Here is a 17,679-nt window from a genome sequence, read left to right as displayed (position 1 = left end):
CAAGTTGTTTTTTATCCGCCCACGCCGTACCGTAAATACGTTGCAACATTTTATTTTTGCTGTCGCCACGCCAGTATGCCCCTGCCACTTTTTGTAATTTGAAGTGATGGCAAAAACGCATATTCGGCACGTGCGGACCACGACACATATCAATATATTCTTCGTGATGATAAAGTGCTGGACGATCATCTTTACTGATATTTTCGTCCAAAATCGCCATTTTGTACAACTCGCCACGGCTTTCAAAAGTATCTCTCGCTTCCTGCCAGCTCACACGTTTTTTCACCACATCGTAATTGGTTTTCGCCAGTTCCAACATACGTGCTTCAAGTGCATCAAGATCTTCCTGCGTTAAAGAGCGGTCTAAATCAATGTCATAGTAGAAACCGTTGTCGATTGTCGGACCGATCGCCATTTTCACGTTCGGGAAAAGTTGTTTGATTGCGTGACCCAGTAAGTGTGCCGTAGAGTGACGAATGATCTCTAAACCGTCTTCATCTTTTGCGGTAATAATTTCAAGGGTAGCATCTTCGCTAATAATGTCCGAAGCATCACGGCGTTCACCGTTTACACGCCCTGCGATTGTTGCTTTAGCAAGACCTGCACCGATACTTTGAGCCACTTCCATCACAGAAACTGGGTTGTCGAATTGGCGTTGTGAGCCATCAGGTAAAGTAATAATTGGCATTGTTAATCCTTATACAGTGGTAACCCATACGAAAGGTTACATGTTGGTTTAAATAAAATTCGTAAATTTTTCAAAACAAAAGACCGCTTGCAAGCGGTCAGTTTTTCAAAATTTTTTGCAAGTTGCTTTACTCGCCCTCACAAACGGGCGGACGAAAAAGCGGGCACATTTTAACATAAATCGGATAAAAAAGGCTATGGTTCAATTGTTATCGTTGTCGAGAATGACAATTTATCGGGCTGGACAAACATCGTCATCGGGCCGCCTAAACCGTTAGAACCGCCGGTCGCCGAAATATGAATAACCCCTGTTTTATTGGGTACGCCAAAAACTAAAAAACCTTGAAAACAATGGTTGGGATACGCTTGTGAAGATGCATTGTATTCTTCAATAGGCATGATTTGTAATCCCACATCATCGGTAATATTAAGATGACATATTAAGGGAACCGGGTCTAAAAACCGTACCTCCGCCATATAATGTTTATTCAGTTTGGCATTTGGTAATGTTTGCGGTGCTACCTCTATGTTATTTGGAAAAAAGGAACAGGCGAAGATCCAGAAAGACAGACTGACGACAACACATTTTTTCATCAATCGACGTAGTGAACTATCCGCTAACGTTATCATACTCATAGCTAATCCTTATATAAAAAAGCGAATAAATTTTAGCATATTTAGCACCTTCACGTCTCCTTCTCACAAACACCGAAGATTTGTTATTGATTTTTTCATCTCAAAGCCAGTAAAATACTACTATATTTTTTTACAGTATTTTAAGTAATGAGAATAGATGAAATTTGGCTGTATACGGCAATCGGCTGCCTCACATTGTTGGGACTTTTTTTATTTTTCAGGCAATCCCGTTATCAACGGGATGCTTTTGAACTGCAACAAGATTTAGCCCAAGCTCAAACTCAGCTAACGCAACTTTCGCAAAAACACGAGGCACTCAGCGCTGAAAAAAACCAAATCGAACAATGGGCAATTCAGCAACAGACACGGGCGGAATCGATGAGCGAACGGCTGTCCGAACGGGATGCCGCCCTTCAAACTTTACAACAAAAATTGGAATTTGCCGAAAATCAAGAAAATCAATTGGAAAGCTACATCAATGAGTTAAAAGAACGCATCGGCGCTTCCCAAGCCAAATCCGAAGGTACGGAAGAACAATTACAAACCATACAACAACATTTGGCAAATAAAGAACGGGAAAACCAATCTCTTTATCATCAGCTGTCCCAAGCACAGCAAGAATTAGCCGAGTTACGCACGACTCTGACGGAAAAACAACACAGTTTTGAAACTCAACAACGCCAATTTTTAGATGTCCGCCAACAGCTAAATGTCGAATTCCAGCATTTGGCGCAACAGATTTTGGATGAGAAAACCAAGTCCTTTTCCGATGCCAACCAATCTGCTTTAAACCTGTTGTTGAAACCGTTCAAAGAACAAATCGACGCCTTTCAGAAACGGGTCAATGAAGTTCACAGCGAGTCAATTAAAGGACACGCCAATTTGGAAGCCGAAATCAAGCGGGTGCTTGACATCGGGTTATCCATGTCGCAAGAAGCGCAAAATCTGACCACGGCGTTAAAAGGCAATAACAAAGTTGCCGGCAATTGGGGCGAAGTTCAATTGGAAAGTGCTTTACAATCCGCCGGATTGTTAAAAGGCGAACATTATGTCGCACAAGAAAGCTACAAAGATGAAGAAGGTAAGCGCTTTGCGCCGGATTTTGTCGTGAAATTACCGGACGGAAAACATTTGGTGCTGGACAGTAAAGTCTCTCTCGTTGCTTACGATCAAGCGGTCAGATCCGATGAAAATTTTGCCATTTCACAAGCCTTGGATGAACATTGCCGCTCGTTACGGGCGCATATAGACGGGCTTTCCAAGAAAAACTACAACAATTTGATCGGCATGAAAAGCCCTGATTTCGTCTTGATGTTCGTCCCGATTGAACCGGCGTATATCGAAGCCATGAAGCATGATCCGCAGCTGTTCAATTACGGTTACGAGCGTAATGTAATTTTGGTTTCCCATACGACGCTCATGCCGATTTTGCGTACCGTCGCCAATTTATGGCGGATAGAACGGGGAAATACCGAAGCCCGCGAAATCAGCGAGAAAGCCGGTGACATTTATAACCAAGTTTGTATGGTCGCCGAGCGTCTTGCCAAACTCGGCAATACCTTGAATACGGCAAGTAATCAGTATAATCTGACCGTCACCTCATTGGTCGGTAAACAAGGCTTACTGGGAAAAGTCGAACGTTTCCAACAACTTTCCGGTAAGGCAAATCAAATTACCCCGCAAGTCGACCTATTGGAAAGCGACTGGGATACCGCCAAACTGACCGTCATAGCCGAAAAACCGGATAACAGCGAATAACACACGATATGCTTCTAATCATCGACAATCACGATTCCTTTACCTTCAATTTAGTCGACCTCCTAAGAAAATTGGAGGTTGAAATGCAGGTGGTTTCGGTAGAAAAATTAAATTTGGACGACGTAGAAAAATTCAGCCATATCCTGATTTCTCCCGGTCCCGACGTACCTCGCGCCTATCCGCAACTTTTTGATATGTTAGCGCGTTACCACCGAACCAAATCGATTTTGGGCGTCTGTCTGGGACATCAAACCCTCGGTGAGTTCTTCGGAGGGCAACTTTATAACCTCAATAACGTCCGTCACGGACAGCAGCGCCCGTTGATTCAGCTGGCGGATAACCCGCTGTTTACGGGACTGCCGAACAGCTTTCAAATCGGTCTGTATCACTCATGGGCAATTTTGCAAAATTCCTTAGAAAACACACCGCTTGTAACCACCGCCGTTTGTGATCAAGGTATTTTAATGGCAATGCGTCACCAAAGCTTACCGATTTTCGGCGTACAATTCCATCCGGAATCCTTTATCAGTGAATACGGCGAACAACTCCTCAAAAATTGGCTGTGTTATCGCCGATAACCTGTCATAAAACTTTACAAACCTCTATCCTCTTGATTTCTTTAGCCTGTTGCGTTAACGGCTAAAGGGATTGGAGCAACTTTGATTTTTATCAATTTTATTCTGCCATAAACTTTATAAACTACTACATATTGTGTTTTGGTTAAAACAAAAACACAACATATAGTGGTTATGGTATGCAACAACTGAGATTTTGTTCTATGCAAGTGGTTTGGCAAGAAGTGCCGAACGAAACTGCGCTGGCGTTTCTTATCACCGGCTGCCCGCTCGGCTGTAAAGGCTGTCACAGTGCCGACAGTTGGAAGGTCGGCAGCGGAGCGGTATTGTCCGAAGAATACCTTGCCGAACAATTGAACCGCTACCAAGGATTAATCAGCTGCGTGCTGTTTATGGGCGGAGAATGGCTGCCTGAATCCCTGTTGAAACTGTTACGAGTGGCTCGCCGGCAAGGGCTTAGCACTTGTCTTTATACTGGTTTGGAACAGCATGAACTAGCCCCGTCGCTGCTTACCGAGTTGACCTATCTCAAAACTGGCAGATGGATTGCCGAACGAGGAGGTCTGAACAGCCCGACCACGAATCAACGTTTTATCAATTTACGCACAGGGGAAAACTTAAACCCGCTTTTTCTGAAGGAAATACCATCATGATTAGACTCAATACCGAGCAACTCAACGGCAAACTGGATTTCATCGAACACTACATTCAAGCCAATAATGCCGCCGACGGTTCCAAAATGGATGCCAATGCCAATGTCAGTCAAAAAAACATTGCCACCATGGAAAACGAACTCATGAAAGATTTCTTCGTACAGGTAAATCGAGCCAAAGTCAGTCGAAAAATTGCCGAGATCTTCAACGAAGAACTGGCTCAAGAATATCTACGCCAAATTGAAGCGCATGAGATTTACGTCCATGACGAAACCAGCCTCAAGCCTTATTGCGTTTCCGTCACGCTCTACCCTTTTTTACATGACGGCTTATCCAAACTCGGTGGCGAATCCCAAGCACCAAAGCACTTGGCATCGTTTTGCGGCTCATTTATTAATCTGGTGTTTGCGATTAGCTCGCAATTTGCCGGTGCGGTTGCTACGGTAGAATTTTTAACCTACTTCGACTACTTTGCCCGTGAAGACTTCGGCGATAATTATCTCCAAACCCACCGCCACGACGTCGAAAACCATCTGCAGCAAGTCGTTTACAGCCTCAACCAACCTGCCGCCGCACGTGGTTACCAAAGTGTCTTTTGGAATATTTCCGTTTTTGATCGTTATTATTTTGAAGCCATGTTCGGCAGCTTTGTTTTTCCGGATATGACGGCACCGAACTGGGAAACCACCGCCGCCTTACAAAATGTCTTCATGCAATGGTTTAACCGTGAACGGACAAAAGCCATTCTGACCTTCCCGGTGGTCACCGCCGCCATGCTGACCGAAAACGGCAAATGTAAAGATGATGCGTTTGCCGATACCATGGCAAAAGAATTATCCGAAGGCAATGCATTTTTTATTTACCAATCGGATAACCCGGACTCGCTGGCATCATGCTGTCGTTTGCGTAACGAAATCGCCGACCACACCTTTTCATATTCCCTCGGTGCAGGCGGCATTGCAACGGGTTCTATCAATGTGATTACCCTGAATATGAACCGCTTGGAACAAGACGGACGGGATCTCACTACGGAAGTCGGTAAAATCCATCAATATCAATATGCATACCGTAAATTGATGGAAGATTATTTGCAGGCGGGAATGTTGCCCGTGTATGACGCCGGGTTTATCTCGCTGGATAAACAATTTTTGACCATCGGCATTAACGGTATGGCGGAAGCCGCCGAATTTCACGGTATTAAAGTCGGCTACAATCCGGAATATGTTGATTTTGTCAGCCAACGTTTATTTGCAATTTATTCGGCAAATCAGACCGCTTGTAAAGAATACGGCGTAAAGTTCAATACCGAGTTCGTGCCGGCTGAAAATCTCGGGGTGAAAAATGCCAAATGGGATAAAGCAGACGGCTATGTCGTTCCGCGCGATTGCTATAATTCCTATTTTTACGTGGTCGAAGATGCAGAGACGAACGCCCTCGACAAATTCTTACTGCACGGAAAAGAACTGGTGCAATGGCTGGACGGCGGTTCCGCCTTGCATTTAAATTTGGATGAGGCGTTAAGCGTAGAAGGATATCGTTCATTGCTCGACATTGCCGCCAAAACGGGCTGTCACTATTTTTGCGTCAATGTCAAAATCACGATTTGTAACGATTGCAAACATATCGACAAACGCACGCTGAAACATTGCAGTTGTTGTCATTCAACAAATATTGATTACGGCACGAGGGTAATCGGTTATTTGAAACGCATTTCCGCCTTCAGCTCTCCCCGTCAAAAAGAACATGCGTTGCGTCACTATCACCGCAGAGCCGCTTAAACCGGAAAAGGTGCGTAATACGCACCTTTTCATTAATGTAATTGCGGTTTTTCACGCATTTTCGGTGCCGAAAAGTGGCTGTGTAAAAAGAGGGAAACCACGCGAAGATACTCCACCACTTCTTCCCCTGCTTTCAATAGTTCGTCCGCGTTTTCCTCTTCGTCATAACCTAATTTGGCGATCTCGTCCAAATCGTCGATCGCCTCACCGACATCATCGGTTTCCTTTTGCAAAGTGGGCTGCGCCAAGCCTAAGCCTAACAAAAAGTGCCCGGTCCACTCGGCAATCGCATCAGCTAAAGCGAAGCCGTCTTCTTTTTGCGGCAACCACAACGTAAAAAACGTATTTGCCTCATCAAATCCGTCAGATAATTGCCGATAGCATTCAGTCAACGCATGTAACGGTGCTTGAGAAAAGGCGTGTCCGTCATTGGTAAATTGGAAGGTCAGTGTTTGCCAAGAATCGTCTTGGATACCACCGGCAATTAATCCGCTTAAAAAGCCGTGAAATTCTGCCGGAGAATAATCAATTTGAAGCTGAGTAATCAGCTGTTTAAATTCGTTTGCGTGAAAAATAGCCATAGCCTATTCTTTGTGATTTATTCAAAGGATGGCATAATAGCAAAAATTTTTTGTGTTCGTGAGGATTTCCCGACAATGTCAAAGAATAATATTGAATTATCCCTTTTTGGACAGGTGCTTCGTTTATATTGCCCGCCGGAGCAACAAGAGCATCTGCTGGCGTCTGCACAACGTTTGGAAGAGCGCGTTGCGGTATTAAAAGAGCAATCCGGTATTATCCAGCTGGAAAAAGTGCTTTCGATTGTCGCACTGAATTTAAACTACGAATTGGAACAAGAACAGCGTAAAAATGCGGAAAATAAAGATGTATTAATGGCATGCGTTCAGCAGCTGGACAAATCACTAGCCAAATTCCAGTCCAGCGGTGCGGGTGATGTTTCCATTGGTCAAGAAAATAACGAATAAAGCGAATTTCTGTGATTTTCTTGATCTGAACACTAGGAAAAATCAGCAAATTCCGTTAGTATTCTCTTTGCCTGAGGTGTGCGTTGTGAGTTACGTCCCTGAGCCGATATTTAAAACACTTTGAGTTGAGCTCTTATATTGTTGGTGAGCAGGCTCGTTTACGAGAAGCCTAAAAACGATAATGTTCGACTCCCTTGAACCGTCTGGTTCAAGGACCACAACTGATGACGGCACTTCGGGTCTTTTTTATGAATGATATTTCCCCACGCTCCATAAGTGAGCAACGCAACCGACTTCGCAAACAGATGCGAGCCAAACGTCTAGCCTTAACCGCTGATGAACAAGCCTTTGCAGCACAAGATATTATCCCAAAATCATTAGCACTCATTGAACGTTATTCTGCTCAACATATTGCTTTTTATTTGCCGTTTAATGGCGAAATCTCACCGCTTGCATTAATGGATAGACTTATCGAACAAGGCAAAAAAATCTATCTGCCTGTACTTCATCCATTTTCAGCCAATCAACTGCTTTTTCTCCAATATCAAGGGGAAGCACAGCTAGAGCGAAATCGTTTTGGGATCTTGCAGCCGAAATTAGATGTCCGAAATGTATTGCCACTCAATGAATTAGAAATGATCTTCGTCCCACTGGTTGCCTGCGACAAACAAGGCAATCGGCTTGGTATGGGCGGCGGCTTTTACGACCGCACCCTTTCTCAAGCCAAACAGTTAATCAGCGTTGGATTAGCCCATCAATGTCAGCAGTTGGAACGTTTGCCGTTGGAGGGTTGGGATGAGCCGTTAGATTATGTGGTGGTAGGAAATCACGCCTAAAACCGTTTTTCCACCGTCAGAAACCATTCTCCATTTTTTCTCGAATAAAAATCAGACATATTGCTTCGAATTTTCACATAACTCAAATTCAGTTTCGGCATTAACCCTTTCCATGTCCATTGCTCATTCCACAATGACCAATTCGCCCGATATTCGTTATCGACACGTTTATAGCCGTAAAGGTAATGTTTTCCTTCAAAATGGCGTTTAGCGTAGCCTCCGCTGAGTTCGCTGCCCCAATTTTTCCAACGGTAAATGATGCCAAGCGTTCCACCCAATTTATGAGAAGAAGAGGCTTTTTCTTTAGTTTGCTCTCGATTGGCTTCAATACTTGCAAAAATTTGCCAAGATCTGACCGCTTGCCAACGTAATGTCAAAGCACCGCTGTTTTGAAAACCGTCATAACGGCTTGCAGTTAAACCGTCGTGATAACGTTTTTGACTATGCGTTAAACGAGAGAAGGCAATCCATTTTGGTGTTAAGTAGCGATAAACGTGTAAGGTTGCACCGAATTGTCTGCTATAACGTGGGCTACCCAACCAATTTTGTTCAATAAAAGGTGTAATCCCCAAGCCCATTTTGGCATTACGATATTGATAGCCCAAGCTAAAACGGAGCGATTGTTCGCTGTAATCCTGATTATCCCAGTAGTAAACACCGCTGTAATGAACCGAACCGTTAAGGTAGTGATTACCCGTTAAGTTATGGGATTTTGACACGCCGATACCATAGCGAAAACCTTCCGCTGATTGCGGTAAGGAGGCTTGATCTTTAACAAATTGCCGTCCGTTTATATTCACCACAGGCGAAGATGACGCATTATTTACATTATCAGTACGCACATATTGTAGGCTGAAATCCGGTTGCCAACTTTGATCTTCCGCCATTCTTGCCAAATAGCGTTCAGTCAGCTGTTGCATTGACGGTGCTAAATTCGCCTTCGCCATTGTAAGTTGTTCAGTGGCTTGACGGTATTGTTGATTTTCGTAAAGTATTACCCCTAAATCAAAACGAGGGTAAGCCAATGTTGGCTGTTGCGCTAAAACCGCTTGATAATGTTGAATCGCCTCAGGATAACGCTGCTGCCCATAATAAAACGCTCCTAAAGCATAATGAACAAGAGTTATATCATAATGAGATTGTTGCTGATAAGCCTGTAACAATGCTGGTAAACTCTGCCACTGTTGTTTGATAATCGCTTGGTTTATTTGAGCTTCAAGGCTTTGCGGATCCGTCAATGGCAAAGCGGCTTTTGGGGAAGCGGTCAGATCCGCCGATTTTTTTGCAAATTTCTGCTCAAAACCGACCGCTTGCGACAACCGTTCAAAGCTCACAGGCTCAGCAAAAGGATTTGCCCAAAGCATAGGGATTGCAAATAAAAGAGTAAAAGGGAGTTGAGATGATTTCATATAGGCAATGTAGCAAGGTGGGCGAGGTGTTTGCCCGCAAATTGATGAAATGGGCGGACACATCGGTCCGCCCCTACAAGAGAACTGCCAAATTATTTTTGGATTTCGCCGCGAGTGCCTGATAAGCCGTACATATCATCAGCACCTAAGTACATTGTTCCACCGACTTCTTCTGCCTTAGGTCCAAAGAACTCCAAACTGTAACCACCACCATTTCCAGCAGTCGCTTCGCCTGAAAGAGCTGTTCCATTAATATTTGCCTCACCAAGAGTTACTTGACCAACTGGTAACCCAGATATAGAGCCTGAGCCTATACGGGTTGCAAAATTAACATTATAAGTAAGTTCACCGGCAGTTTGACCTTTAAAGGCTTTACCTAAGTAAATTGCAGAGCCTTCGTTTGGAACTGCATTTTCTTGAGTTTTCAAGCCTTTAATTTGAATATTACTAAATGAAGATTCATCAATCCAAGAACCGTTTAATCTTCCTTGTCTTGCACTATAGTCCCCTGAAACGACAGAATATTTTTGATTGTAGAGCGTTTCACCTGTGGTTGTTGTACCATTCCAGCTTGTACATACAAAATTTACACAACTATTGCTAGCAGATGATGAGGCAGAATAGTTTAAATGGTTAAACCCTTGCTGATAAGCATCTTCAGAAAATCCTTTTGCACTATCAATTTCCCTTTGTAATCGAGCTTGCTCTTCTGCAATCTTTTTAGCTTTGAAAACTTCTATTGCTTTAGGTAACTGTTCTAGTGTTCCATTAAGATTATCTTGTGCTACCTGAGCAGCCTCTTCATCAGTTAAACCAGCTTGTTTTGCAATCGCAGTAAAACTTGCTAATTTTTCTTGACGAGCTTTTTCAGCTGCTAAACGTTCCTCCTCTGCTTTAATTTTTGCTTCTTGAGCTTCTTTTGCAAGGCGTTCCGCTTCTTGCTTTGCAGCGTCCGCTTCAGATTTTGCTTGTTCTGCAGCAATTTTAGCATCTTGAGCTAATTTTATCGCATTATCTTTTTCTGCTTCTGCGGCTTTCTTAGCGTCATTTGCTTCGGTAACCAAACGCAAAGCCTCTTCTTTTTGTTTATTGGCATCAGCAAGTTTGGCTTTAGCTTCTGCTGCAGCTCGGATAGCTGCGTCTTTATCGGCTGTTGCCTGAGCTAATTGAGCTTGGGCTTCTTTTAAATTCCTATTTGCTTGTTCTTGTGCAGCAAGAGCTTTTTCTATTTCGCTATTTGCTGCTGGAATTTGTTCTTGTATAGTTTTTAATGTTTCATCAGCTTGTTTTTTAGCTTCGATAGCTTGAGCAGTTAAACTTTCCGCTTCAGCTTTTGCTTTCACTGCATTATCAAGAGCGACTTTAGCATCAGCAGCAGCTTTTTCTGCAACGGTTTTATTTTTTATTGCATTATCTAATTGAGTTTTTGCAGCCGCTGATAATTTTTCTGCTTCTGCTTTTTCTTTTAGAGCCTGTTCTGCCTTAGCTTGAGCTTCTGCAGCTAATTTTTCTGCCTCTGCTTTTTCTTTACTTAAACGAGCTAATTCTTCTGTAGTTAATGCTGATTGTGAGGAAGCTGCTTCTGCTTCTTTAGATTTTTCCGCAGCTAAACGTTCGGCTTCTTCTTTTGCTAAACGCTCTTTTTCTATTTGAGTCTGTTGTTCCGTAGTTTGTGAAGTATTTTGATTGGCAGAAGTTGCTGAACCGCCACCACTACTTCCACATGCCGTTAAGCCTAAAAGAATCAAACTAGCTAAGGTTATTTTTTTCAATGACATAGGTTTCTCCAAGGTAAGTTTTTAAAATGATTGCCAATCGGCTGTAAGATTATATTCCATAAATTAAACACTTTAAATTATAAATTATTTAATTTACAAAAAAGTGTTCTCGTTGCTCATAATGCCGAAATGCATAGTGAATCAGATAAAACCGGTTTCAGTAAGAGATTAAAAGCCGCCTTAGAACTGGCAGGGCTTCAATCTTTATCTTTAGCTGAAATTTCAAACAAATTTAATCTTCGCCACCCGAACAAGCCCGTAACGCCGCAAGCGGTGCATAACTGGCTGATTGGGCAGTCCATTCCTACGCCCGATAAAATCGAAACCTTATCGAAATGGTTAAATATCAGCCCGGAATGGCTACGCTACGGTAAAGAGAATTTTGAGGGAGAAAGCCTTTCTCAAAATGAGCTATTAATGTTGAAATATTTTCGTAATTTGCCGACCAACCGCCAACAAGCGATTTTGGCATTACTACACGAATTTCATAAATAGATAAAATGACCGGCGTTAACCCAACGAAAACAGCATAATTCGATGATTTATTTAATGAGATTAATCGATGGAACTTAAACTCCCGCCGCCCTTAGTCGCACTGATTTGTACAGTAATGATCTATTTTCTGCCGAACTATATAGAGCCGAATTGGATTTATCGCACCTTTGCAGTTATCTGTTTGGTGTTCGGACTCACGGTCGATCTCTGTGGTTTATGGGCTTTTTGGCAAAATAAAACGACAATCAACCCGCTTGATCCGCATAAAACCTCAACCTTGGCTACGCAAGGCATTTATCGCTTGACCCGTAATCCGATGTATTTGGGGCTGGCAAGTCTGTTGTCGGCTTGGGCGTTTTGGTTGGGGAATGCCTTCGCCTTACTTGTGGTGTGGGGATTTGTCTATTACATTACCCGTTTTCAAATTGTGCCGGAAGAGCGTATTTTGAGCGCCAAATTCGGCGAACGCTATCGCCAATATCAACAAAACGTCCCCCGTTGGCTGTGGTGACGGGAGACAAGCGGTCTGATTTGCAGAAAATTTTGCAAATTTTGCAAAAACGTTAGACAATCTGACCGCTTGTCATTCTAGTTATAAGGAAACACGATGCTTACTCATTACGAAGAAACCATTTTCAGCAAAATTATCCGTAAAGAAATTCCGGCGGCAATTGTCTATCAAGATGATTTGGTCACGGCGTTCCGCGATATTTCACCACAGGCGAAAACTCATATTTTGATTATTCCGAACAAATTTATCCCGACGGTCAATCACGTGACGGCGGAAGATGAACAAGCCCTCGGGCGTTTATTTACCGTGGCGGCAAAAATTGCCAAAGAAGAAGGGATTGCCGAAGACGGCTATCGTTTAATCATGAACTGTAATAAACACGGCGGACAAGAAGTGTTCCATATTCATATGCACTTATTAGGCGGCGAACCGTTAGGCAAAATGTTGGCAAAATAATATGTTAAGAAAATCGTTTTTCATTCCGCCTTTCTCTTGTTTGTTACTCGTCGCCTGTTCAAGCTCGCCGCCGAGCTATTTGCCGTCAGGCTCAGAGCCGATTGTCAATATTGAAGCCAATGCGAATGACTTGGTCAACGTCAGCGCCGCATCAACGGCATTAACCATTGCCAATAAGACGCCTGCCCCCGTAAATGTGGACTACAAACTGTTTTGGTATGACAAAAACGGGGTGACACAAACCGTAAATCAAGCGGACAGTACGCCGTGGCTGGCGTTATCTTTGGCTCCGAAACAGACCGTCTCCGTGCCGTTAGTCAAACCAACGGCAGAAAGCGCTAACTATCGGATTTATCTGCGCGGCAAATAATGCAAGCGTTGGATTGGCTTAGGCAGCACCGCAATCAAGCGATCCGCTCCGTGCAACCTTTGCCCGGGCTGACGGCGTGTAGCCGGTTAGTCGAGTTGGAAAGCGGTGAACATTATGTGTTGCGTACTCAAACCGCCAAAGCCGACAACTACGGTATCGATTATCGGCAAGAAGCGGTGTTGTTACGCTACCTTGCGCCGTTAGGCTTTGTGCCGACGGTCATTTATGCCGATGCCGATTCCGCCCTGTTGAACTGGATTGAGGGCGATACGCCCGATATTTTTACCGACACGCTTCTCAAAGCGCTTGCCGAACGGCTTGTGCAACTGCATTCCGTGCCGTTACAAGCGGTCGGATTCGGACAACATTTTGCAACATTGGATCTTGCCGAACGCTGCCTGTCTTTATGGAATAACCTTCCACAAACCAAACGGCAACAGCTTGATTTTTCCCCACCGTTTAAACGGATTGCTCCCTTTCGACAGGCAATTTGTCATCACGATATTCACCTTGCCAATTTAGTCGAACAAGATGGTCGGCTTTTTTTGATAGATTGGGAATATGCCGCCGTCTCTGATCCCGCGCTGGAACTGGGGTTGTTTCTGCATGCCAATTCACTCTCAGCAATGCAACAAGCGGTCTTTTTCGATCACTATTTTGCAAAAAGCGGAATTAATCGTACCGCTTGCCTCAGAAAAATGGCGGAATATCAGCCTGAAATTGAAAAATTAAATGCCTTGTGGTTTGCATTGTGAGTCTTATACCAGCGCTTAAGTTATTGAGAATAGCTCGCATTTGTAAGATAATGTAAACATGATTGCATCACCTAATGAGAATTATTATCATCTAGCCACTTCAAAAATAATAGGTAATCACTCCAACTCTTTACGCCGTATTCCCCCACAAAATACGGCGTTTTTTTTCGCCTTTTTTCTCCGTTCTCCGCTATAATAGCCGACATTTTTGCAAGAGTTAAAAGGAATCATGATGACACAATCAATCGAAACTGTTCTCGCCGAGCTAAAACGCGGCGTAGAAGAAGTGTATTCAGAAGCAGATTTAATTGAGAAATTAAAAGAAAATCGTCCGTTACGCGTAAAACTCGGTGCGGATCCGACCGCACCCGATATCCACTTAGGGCATACGGTCGTGTTAAATAAACTTCGTCAATTCCAAAATTTTGGTCACGAAGTGATTTTCTTAATTGGTGACTTTACTGCAACAGTCGGCGATCCGTCAGGTAAAAATACCACCCGTCCGCCACTTTCGCGTGAAGATGTATTACGCAATGCCGAAACCTATAAAGAACAGATCTATAAAATCTTAGATCCGAAAAAAACCCGTATCGTGTTTAACTCCGATTGGTTAGGCGAATTAGGCACGGTAGGGATGATCCGCCTAGCTTCAAACTATACGGTTGCTCGTATGTTAGAACGTGATGATTTCAAAAAACGTTTCAACAATAATCAATCTATTGCGATTCACGAATTCATCTACCCGTTATTGCAAGGTCACGACTCTGTAGCATTAGAAGCAGACATTGAATTGGGCGGTACAGACCAAACCTTTAACTTATTGATCGGTCGTGAGTTACAAAAAGCGGCCGGGCAGAAACCACAGGTAGCCATGACATTACCACTGCTTGTTGGTTTAGACGGCGAGAAAAAAATGTCGAAATCACTCGGCAACTACATTGGTGTCACTGAAGTACCCAACGAAATGTTCGGCAAAATCATGTCGATTTCTGATGAATTGATGTGGGATTGGTACAATTTACTCTCATTCCGTCCATTAACTGAAATTGCCCAGTTAAAAGCGGATGTTGAAGCAGGTAAAAACCCACGTGATGTGAAAATTCTATTGGCGAAAGAGATTATCGCTCGTTTCCATTCTGAAGCAGATGCAGATGCAGCAGAACAAGAGTTTATCAACCGCTTCCAAAAAGGTGCAATGCCGGATGAAATGCCTGAATTCACCTTTGAAGGCGAAATTGGTTTAGCGACATTATTAAAAGAAGCCGGTTTAGTGCCTTCAACGTCAGAAGCAATTCGCTCTGCACAACAAGGCGGCGTGAAAATTGATGGCGAAAAAGTCGATGATGTGAAGCAAAATGCCCAGAAAGGGACTTTTGTTTATCAAGTCGGTAAACGTAAGTTTGCACGTGTGACAGTGAAATAATCCACTTTAAAAAGCGAGAAACATCTCGCTTTTTTATTACCCTAACGCCTTGCCGATACAGACGGTTACCCATTCTATTTTGGGTTTCAACTCACGCTCCCGTGAAGGGAGCGACCGGCATATCACTCAATCGGTTGTCGATATAATTTGTCGTTTCAACTCACGCTCCCGCGAAGGGAGCGACCTGCTTAATCCGCGTTTGAATTTTCGCTCTCGCACGTTTCAACTCGCGCTCCCGTGAAGGGAGCGACTTGCTTTTAAGGCGTTAGGGAATAGGTGATACTATGTTTCAACTCGAGCTCCCGTGAAGGGAGCGACTGCGGACGGTACAATCTCTGCACGTATGATGGCGGCGTTTCAATTCGCGCTCCCGTGAAGGGAGCGACTGTTCTACATCATCTGGATTACTCTAAACAACAGGTTTCAACTCGCGCTCCCGTGAAGGGAGCGACTAGCATAAAAAGCAGTAGTGTTAGCCTGTCGAATAGTTTCAACTCGCGCTCCCGTGAAGGGAGCGACAGCGGTACAGCCATTTGTATGCAGTCTGCCAATAGTTTCAACTCGCGCTCCCGTGAAGGGAGCGACAGGATCAGATATAGGTTTAACAGGCTCAGAAACAGTTTCAACTCGCGCTCCCGTGAAGGGAGCGACCAAGGTTAAATTTAAGCACAAAATAAAACAACACGTTTCAACTCGCGCTCCCGTGAAGGGAGCGACCTCGATTTAAGCTCATCTTCGGGGTGTTGTGACATGAGTTTCAACTCGCGCTCCCGTGAAGGGAGCGACTAACGGCTACAACTATTACGGCGCATGGGCTACGGCGTTTCAACTCGCGCTCCCGTGAAGGGAGCGACGCGCCACAGGTGTTAGCTCTAAGATCGGTTTCGCTGTTTCAACTCGCGCTCCCGTGAAGGGAGCGACTGGTTTTTAAGGCTTTCGGCGAAAACACAGAATCTGTTTCAACTCGCGCTCCCGTGAAGGGAGCGACTCCATCAGTTTGAGTATTTGTTTTTGTGGCGTTGTTTCAACTCGCGCTCCCGTGAAGGGAGCGACGATTTTAACACAAACAAAACATCCGCAAACTGGAGTTTCAACTCGCGCTCCCGTGAAGGGAGCGACAAGGAACCTTAGTTTTTAAGATTGGTGAATTTTATCTGTTTCAACTCGCGCTCCCGTGAAGGGAGCGACCTCTGCCAAACGTTTTTCCCGATAAGCAAAATCTGTTTCAACTCGCGCTCCCGTGAAGGGAGCGACAGCTCCTTCCTCCTCTATCGGATAAGCCATCGAGAGTTTCAACTCGCGCTCCCGTGAAGGGAGCGACATCCGGTGCTGAGGTTTTCGCAATCTCTTCACGTTTCGTTTCAACTCGCGCTCCCGTGAAGGGAGCGACCGCCATTATAAAAACAGCAGTATTTTCAAGGCAGTACATAAGCTAAATCGCTAATCTACCACATCAAAAACGCATTTATTTTAAGAAGTTTAATCGATTATTTCAATTGTTAAAGAACACAATAGATTAGTCGTTCGCTAATCTGCCGGCATTTTGATGAGAACCATGGGTTAGCGCTAGATAATCAGCACATCCTTAAACACATCAACAGCAGGTTTTGCGCCGTGATGCTCGACTTTATTACGCCACTTACTGCCTAAGTGATAAAAACGTAAACTGTCGCACTCGGGATTATAGGTTTCCAATAATTTTTGTTTCAGCTTTACCCATTGATCCGGTGTCACATCACACTCAAATACTGAATATTGCGCACGGACACCATAATCAAGGCAATGCTTTGCAATACGGCGCAACCTTGCTTGCCCGGCAGGATCGTCGAATGAAATATCGTAGGTAATCAGCATTAGCATATTCTCTCCTTAAAGACTTTACAGCCGGGTAACTTTTTCGACGAAATTGCAAATTTTTATAAAAATATGACCGCTTACACTATCTTATTAAAAACGGCGGATACTCCGCCAAATCGCCGCGTAAATGGCGAGCCAGCAGCATGGCCTGAATATGCGGCAGCAGGCCGACGGCCACCTCTTCCTGCAAAAACGGATGCACAATCTTTTCCTGCTTTTTCGCCTGCAAGGTTTGAAACAACAGCTTGCGCGCCTCCGGCTTGATATTCACCGCCCCGCCCGCCTCGATTACAAAATCCTGCGGCTTAATCTGCCCGCGGTTAATCAGCGACAACACCAGCCTGTCCGCCCACCACGCGCGAAATTCCTCCAAAATATCCTGCGCCAAACTGTCGCGCCCCGGGCGGTCGGCGTGCAGAAAACCCACCTGCGGATCCAAACCCACGCCTTGCAGCGCGCCGCTGATGTCCTTGCCCAAAATGCTGTACACAAACGACAGCAGCGCATTCACCCCGTCGCGCGGTGGGCGGCGGTTGCGGCCGTCGAAAGCAAAACCGCTGTTTTCGCGCAGCAAATGACGGAACACACCGAAATAACGCGCCGCCGCATCGCCCTCAATCCCTCGGATTAGATCCAAATTTTCCGCGCGCTTCAACTGCTGCAAACTAAAATTCAGCGCCGACCGCCGCCTGCACCTCCTCCTGATCGCCGTGATT

At 44.5% G+C, this 17,679-nt stretch carries 18 protein-coding genes, 1 other RNA gene, 1 pseudogene and 1 CRISPR repeat array; of the genes and pseudogenes, 13 read left to right on the top strand and 7 right to left on the bottom strand.

The genetic code is table 11. The features are described from left to right. Together ACEYKX_RS03345 and ACEYKX_RS03340 are read right to left on the bottom strand one after the other, a co-directional pair. Positions 1–688, bottom strand: a 688-nt coding sequence (locus ACEYKX_RS03345; RefSeq protein ID WP_373780470.1) for a TGS domain-containing protein, incomplete at its 3' end; no start/stop codon positions are given. 194 nt (positions 689–882) lie between these two features. After that, entirely contained in the window at positions 883–1,323 is a 441-nt protein-coding gene (locus tag ACEYKX_RS03340) for a hypothetical protein (RefSeq protein WP_373767661.1), read from the bottom strand. 147 nt (positions 1,324–1,470) lie between these two features. On the opposite strand from ACEYKX_RS03340, the gene rmuC reads away from it, so the two are divergent. The 4 genes from rmuC to nrdD all read left to right on the top strand — a co-directional run bounded on the left by rmuC (position 1,471) and on the right by nrdD (position 6,087). Then, entirely contained in the window at positions 1,471–3,081 is a 1,611-nt protein-coding gene (gene rmuC, locus ACEYKX_RS03335; protein WP_373767660.1) for a DNA recombination protein RmuC, read from the top strand. 8 nt (positions 3,082–3,089) lie between these two features. Continuing rightward, positions 3,090–3,659 carry an anthranilate synthase component II gene (locus ACEYKX_RS03330; protein WP_373767659.1) on the top strand — a complete coding sequence of 190 codons (570 nt, stop codon included), beginning with the start codon at positions 3,090–3,092 and terminating at the stop codon, positions 3,657–3,659. Positions 3,660–3,835: 176 nt separating this feature from the next. Continuing rightward, positions 3,836–4,309, top strand: a complete 474-nt coding sequence (gene nrdG / locus ACEYKX_RS03325; RefSeq protein WP_373767658.1) for an anaerobic ribonucleoside-triphosphate reductase activating protein — start codon at positions 3,836–3,838, stop codon at positions 4,307–4,309. Then, positions 4,306–6,087, top strand: a complete 1,782-nt coding sequence (gene nrdD, locus ACEYKX_RS03320) for an anaerobic ribonucleoside-triphosphate reductase (protein ID WP_373767657.1) — start codon at positions 4,306–4,308, stop codon at positions 6,085–6,087. The genes nrdG and nrdD overlap by 4 nt, the downstream gene beginning before the upstream one ends. 32 nt (positions 6,088–6,119) lie before the next feature. Here nrdD and ACEYKX_RS03315 read toward each other — a convergent pair whose 3' ends face one another. Beyond that, a complete protein-coding gene (locus ACEYKX_RS03315; RefSeq protein WP_373767656.1) occupies positions 6,120–6,668 on the bottom strand; it encodes a UPF0149 family protein in 549 nt (182 codons plus the stop codon). Positions 6,669–6,743: 75 nt separating this feature from the next. On the opposite strand from ACEYKX_RS03315, the gene ACEYKX_RS03310 reads away from it, so the two are divergent. From ACEYKX_RS03310 to ACEYKX_RS03300, 3 genes are all read left to right on the top strand, one after another. Further along, positions 6,744–7,073 (top strand): cell division protein ZapA, encoded by a 330-nt coding sequence (locus tag ACEYKX_RS03310; protein WP_373767655.1) that lies wholly within the window; start codon positions 6,744–6,746, stop codon positions 7,071–7,073. Between the two features lie 65 nt (positions 7,074–7,138). After that, positions 7,139–7,319: non-coding RNA, 6S RNA (gene ssrS / locus ACEYKX_RS03305), on the top strand. A 2-nt stretch (positions 7,320–7,321) separates the two neighbouring features. Further along, entirely contained in the window at positions 7,322–7,909 is a 588-nt protein-coding gene (locus ACEYKX_RS03300) for a 5-formyltetrahydrofolate cyclo-ligase (RefSeq protein WP_373767654.1), read from the top strand. Here ACEYKX_RS03300 and ACEYKX_RS03295 read toward each other — a convergent pair. Together ACEYKX_RS03295 and ACEYKX_RS03290 are read right to left on the bottom strand one after the other, a co-directional pair. Then, the gene (locus tag ACEYKX_RS03295; protein ID WP_373767653.1) at positions 7,906–9,273 is read right to left on the bottom strand and encodes a surface lipoprotein assembly modifier; all 1,368 of its coding nucleotides are present in this window, start codon (positions 9,271–9,273) and stop codon (positions 7,906–7,908) included. The two genes, ACEYKX_RS03300 and ACEYKX_RS03295, sit on opposite strands and share 4 nt — an antisense overlap. 137 nt (positions 9,274–9,410) lie before the next feature. Further along, on the bottom strand, positions 9,411–11,096 hold the full coding sequence (locus ACEYKX_RS03290) for a factor H binding protein domain-containing protein (protein WP_373767652.1): 1,686 nt from the start codon (positions 11,094–11,096) through the stop codon (positions 9,411–9,413). 129 nt (positions 11,097–11,225) lie between these two features. Here ACEYKX_RS03290 and ACEYKX_RS03285 point away from each other — a divergent pair, with 129 nt between their 5' ends. The 6 genes from ACEYKX_RS03285 to tyrS all read left to right on the top strand — a co-directional run bounded on the left by ACEYKX_RS03285 (position 11,226) and on the right by tyrS (position 15,106). Beyond that, on the top strand, positions 11,226–11,591 hold the full coding sequence (locus tag ACEYKX_RS03285) for a transcriptional regulator (RefSeq protein ID WP_373767651.1): 366 nt from the start codon (positions 11,226–11,228) through the stop codon (positions 11,589–11,591). A 67-nt stretch (positions 11,592–11,658) separates the two neighbouring features. Further along, complete coding sequence (locus ACEYKX_RS03280; protein WP_373767650.1) at positions 11,659–12,102, top strand: isoprenylcysteine carboxylmethyltransferase family protein; 444 nt, start codon at positions 11,659–11,661, stop codon at positions 12,100–12,102. Positions 12,103–12,198: 96 nt separating this feature from the next. Then, positions 12,199–12,558, top strand: a complete 360-nt coding sequence (gene hinT, locus ACEYKX_RS03275) for a purine nucleoside phosphoramidase (RefSeq protein ID WP_373767649.1) — start codon at positions 12,199–12,201, stop codon at positions 12,556–12,558. A 1-nt stretch (position 12,559) separates the two neighbouring features. After that, positions 12,560–12,928, top strand: coding sequence for a DUF1425 domain-containing protein (locus tag ACEYKX_RS03270; protein WP_373767648.1), 369 nt, complete (start codon positions 12,560–12,562; stop codon positions 12,926–12,928). Further along, positions 12,928–13,683 (top strand): phosphotransferase, encoded by a 756-nt coding sequence (locus ACEYKX_RS03265; RefSeq protein ID WP_373767647.1) that lies wholly within the window; start codon positions 12,928–12,930, stop codon positions 13,681–13,683. Before ACEYKX_RS03270 ends, ACEYKX_RS03265 begins: the two co-directional genes overlap by 1 nt. 232 nt (positions 13,684–13,915) lie before the next feature. Next, a complete protein-coding gene (gene tyrS / locus ACEYKX_RS03260; RefSeq protein ID WP_373767908.1) occupies positions 13,916–15,106 on the top strand; it encodes a tyrosine--tRNA ligase in 1,191 nt (396 codons plus the stop codon). An 83-nt stretch (positions 15,107–15,189) separates the two neighbouring features. Further along, positions 15,190–16,496: direct repeats of the CRISPR family, unit length 32 nt; unit sequence GTTTCAACTCGCGCTCCCGTGAAGGGAGCGAC. Positions 16,497–16,672: 176 nt separating this feature from the next. On the opposite strand, the gene cas2 is transcribed toward tyrS, so the two are convergent. Beyond that, positions 16,673–16,966 carry a CRISPR-associated endonuclease Cas2 gene (gene cas2, locus ACEYKX_RS03255; protein WP_005821472.1) on the bottom strand — a complete coding sequence of 98 codons (294 nt, stop codon included), beginning with the start codon at positions 16,964–16,966 and terminating at the stop codon, positions 16,673–16,675. Between the two features lie 79 nt (positions 16,967–17,045). Then, positions 17,046–17,679: pseudogene (cas1, locus tag ACEYKX_RS03250) on the bottom strand (CRISPR-associated endonuclease Cas1); the annotation flags it as partial.

It is taken from the genome of Glaesserella sp., from assembly GCF_041817755.1.
GTDB lineage: Bacteria > Pseudomonadota > Gammaproteobacteria > Enterobacterales > Pasteurellaceae > Glaesserella.
The sequence above is the reverse complement of the archived record's forward strand: the minus strand, read 5'-3'. Positions and strand labels throughout refer to the sequence as shown.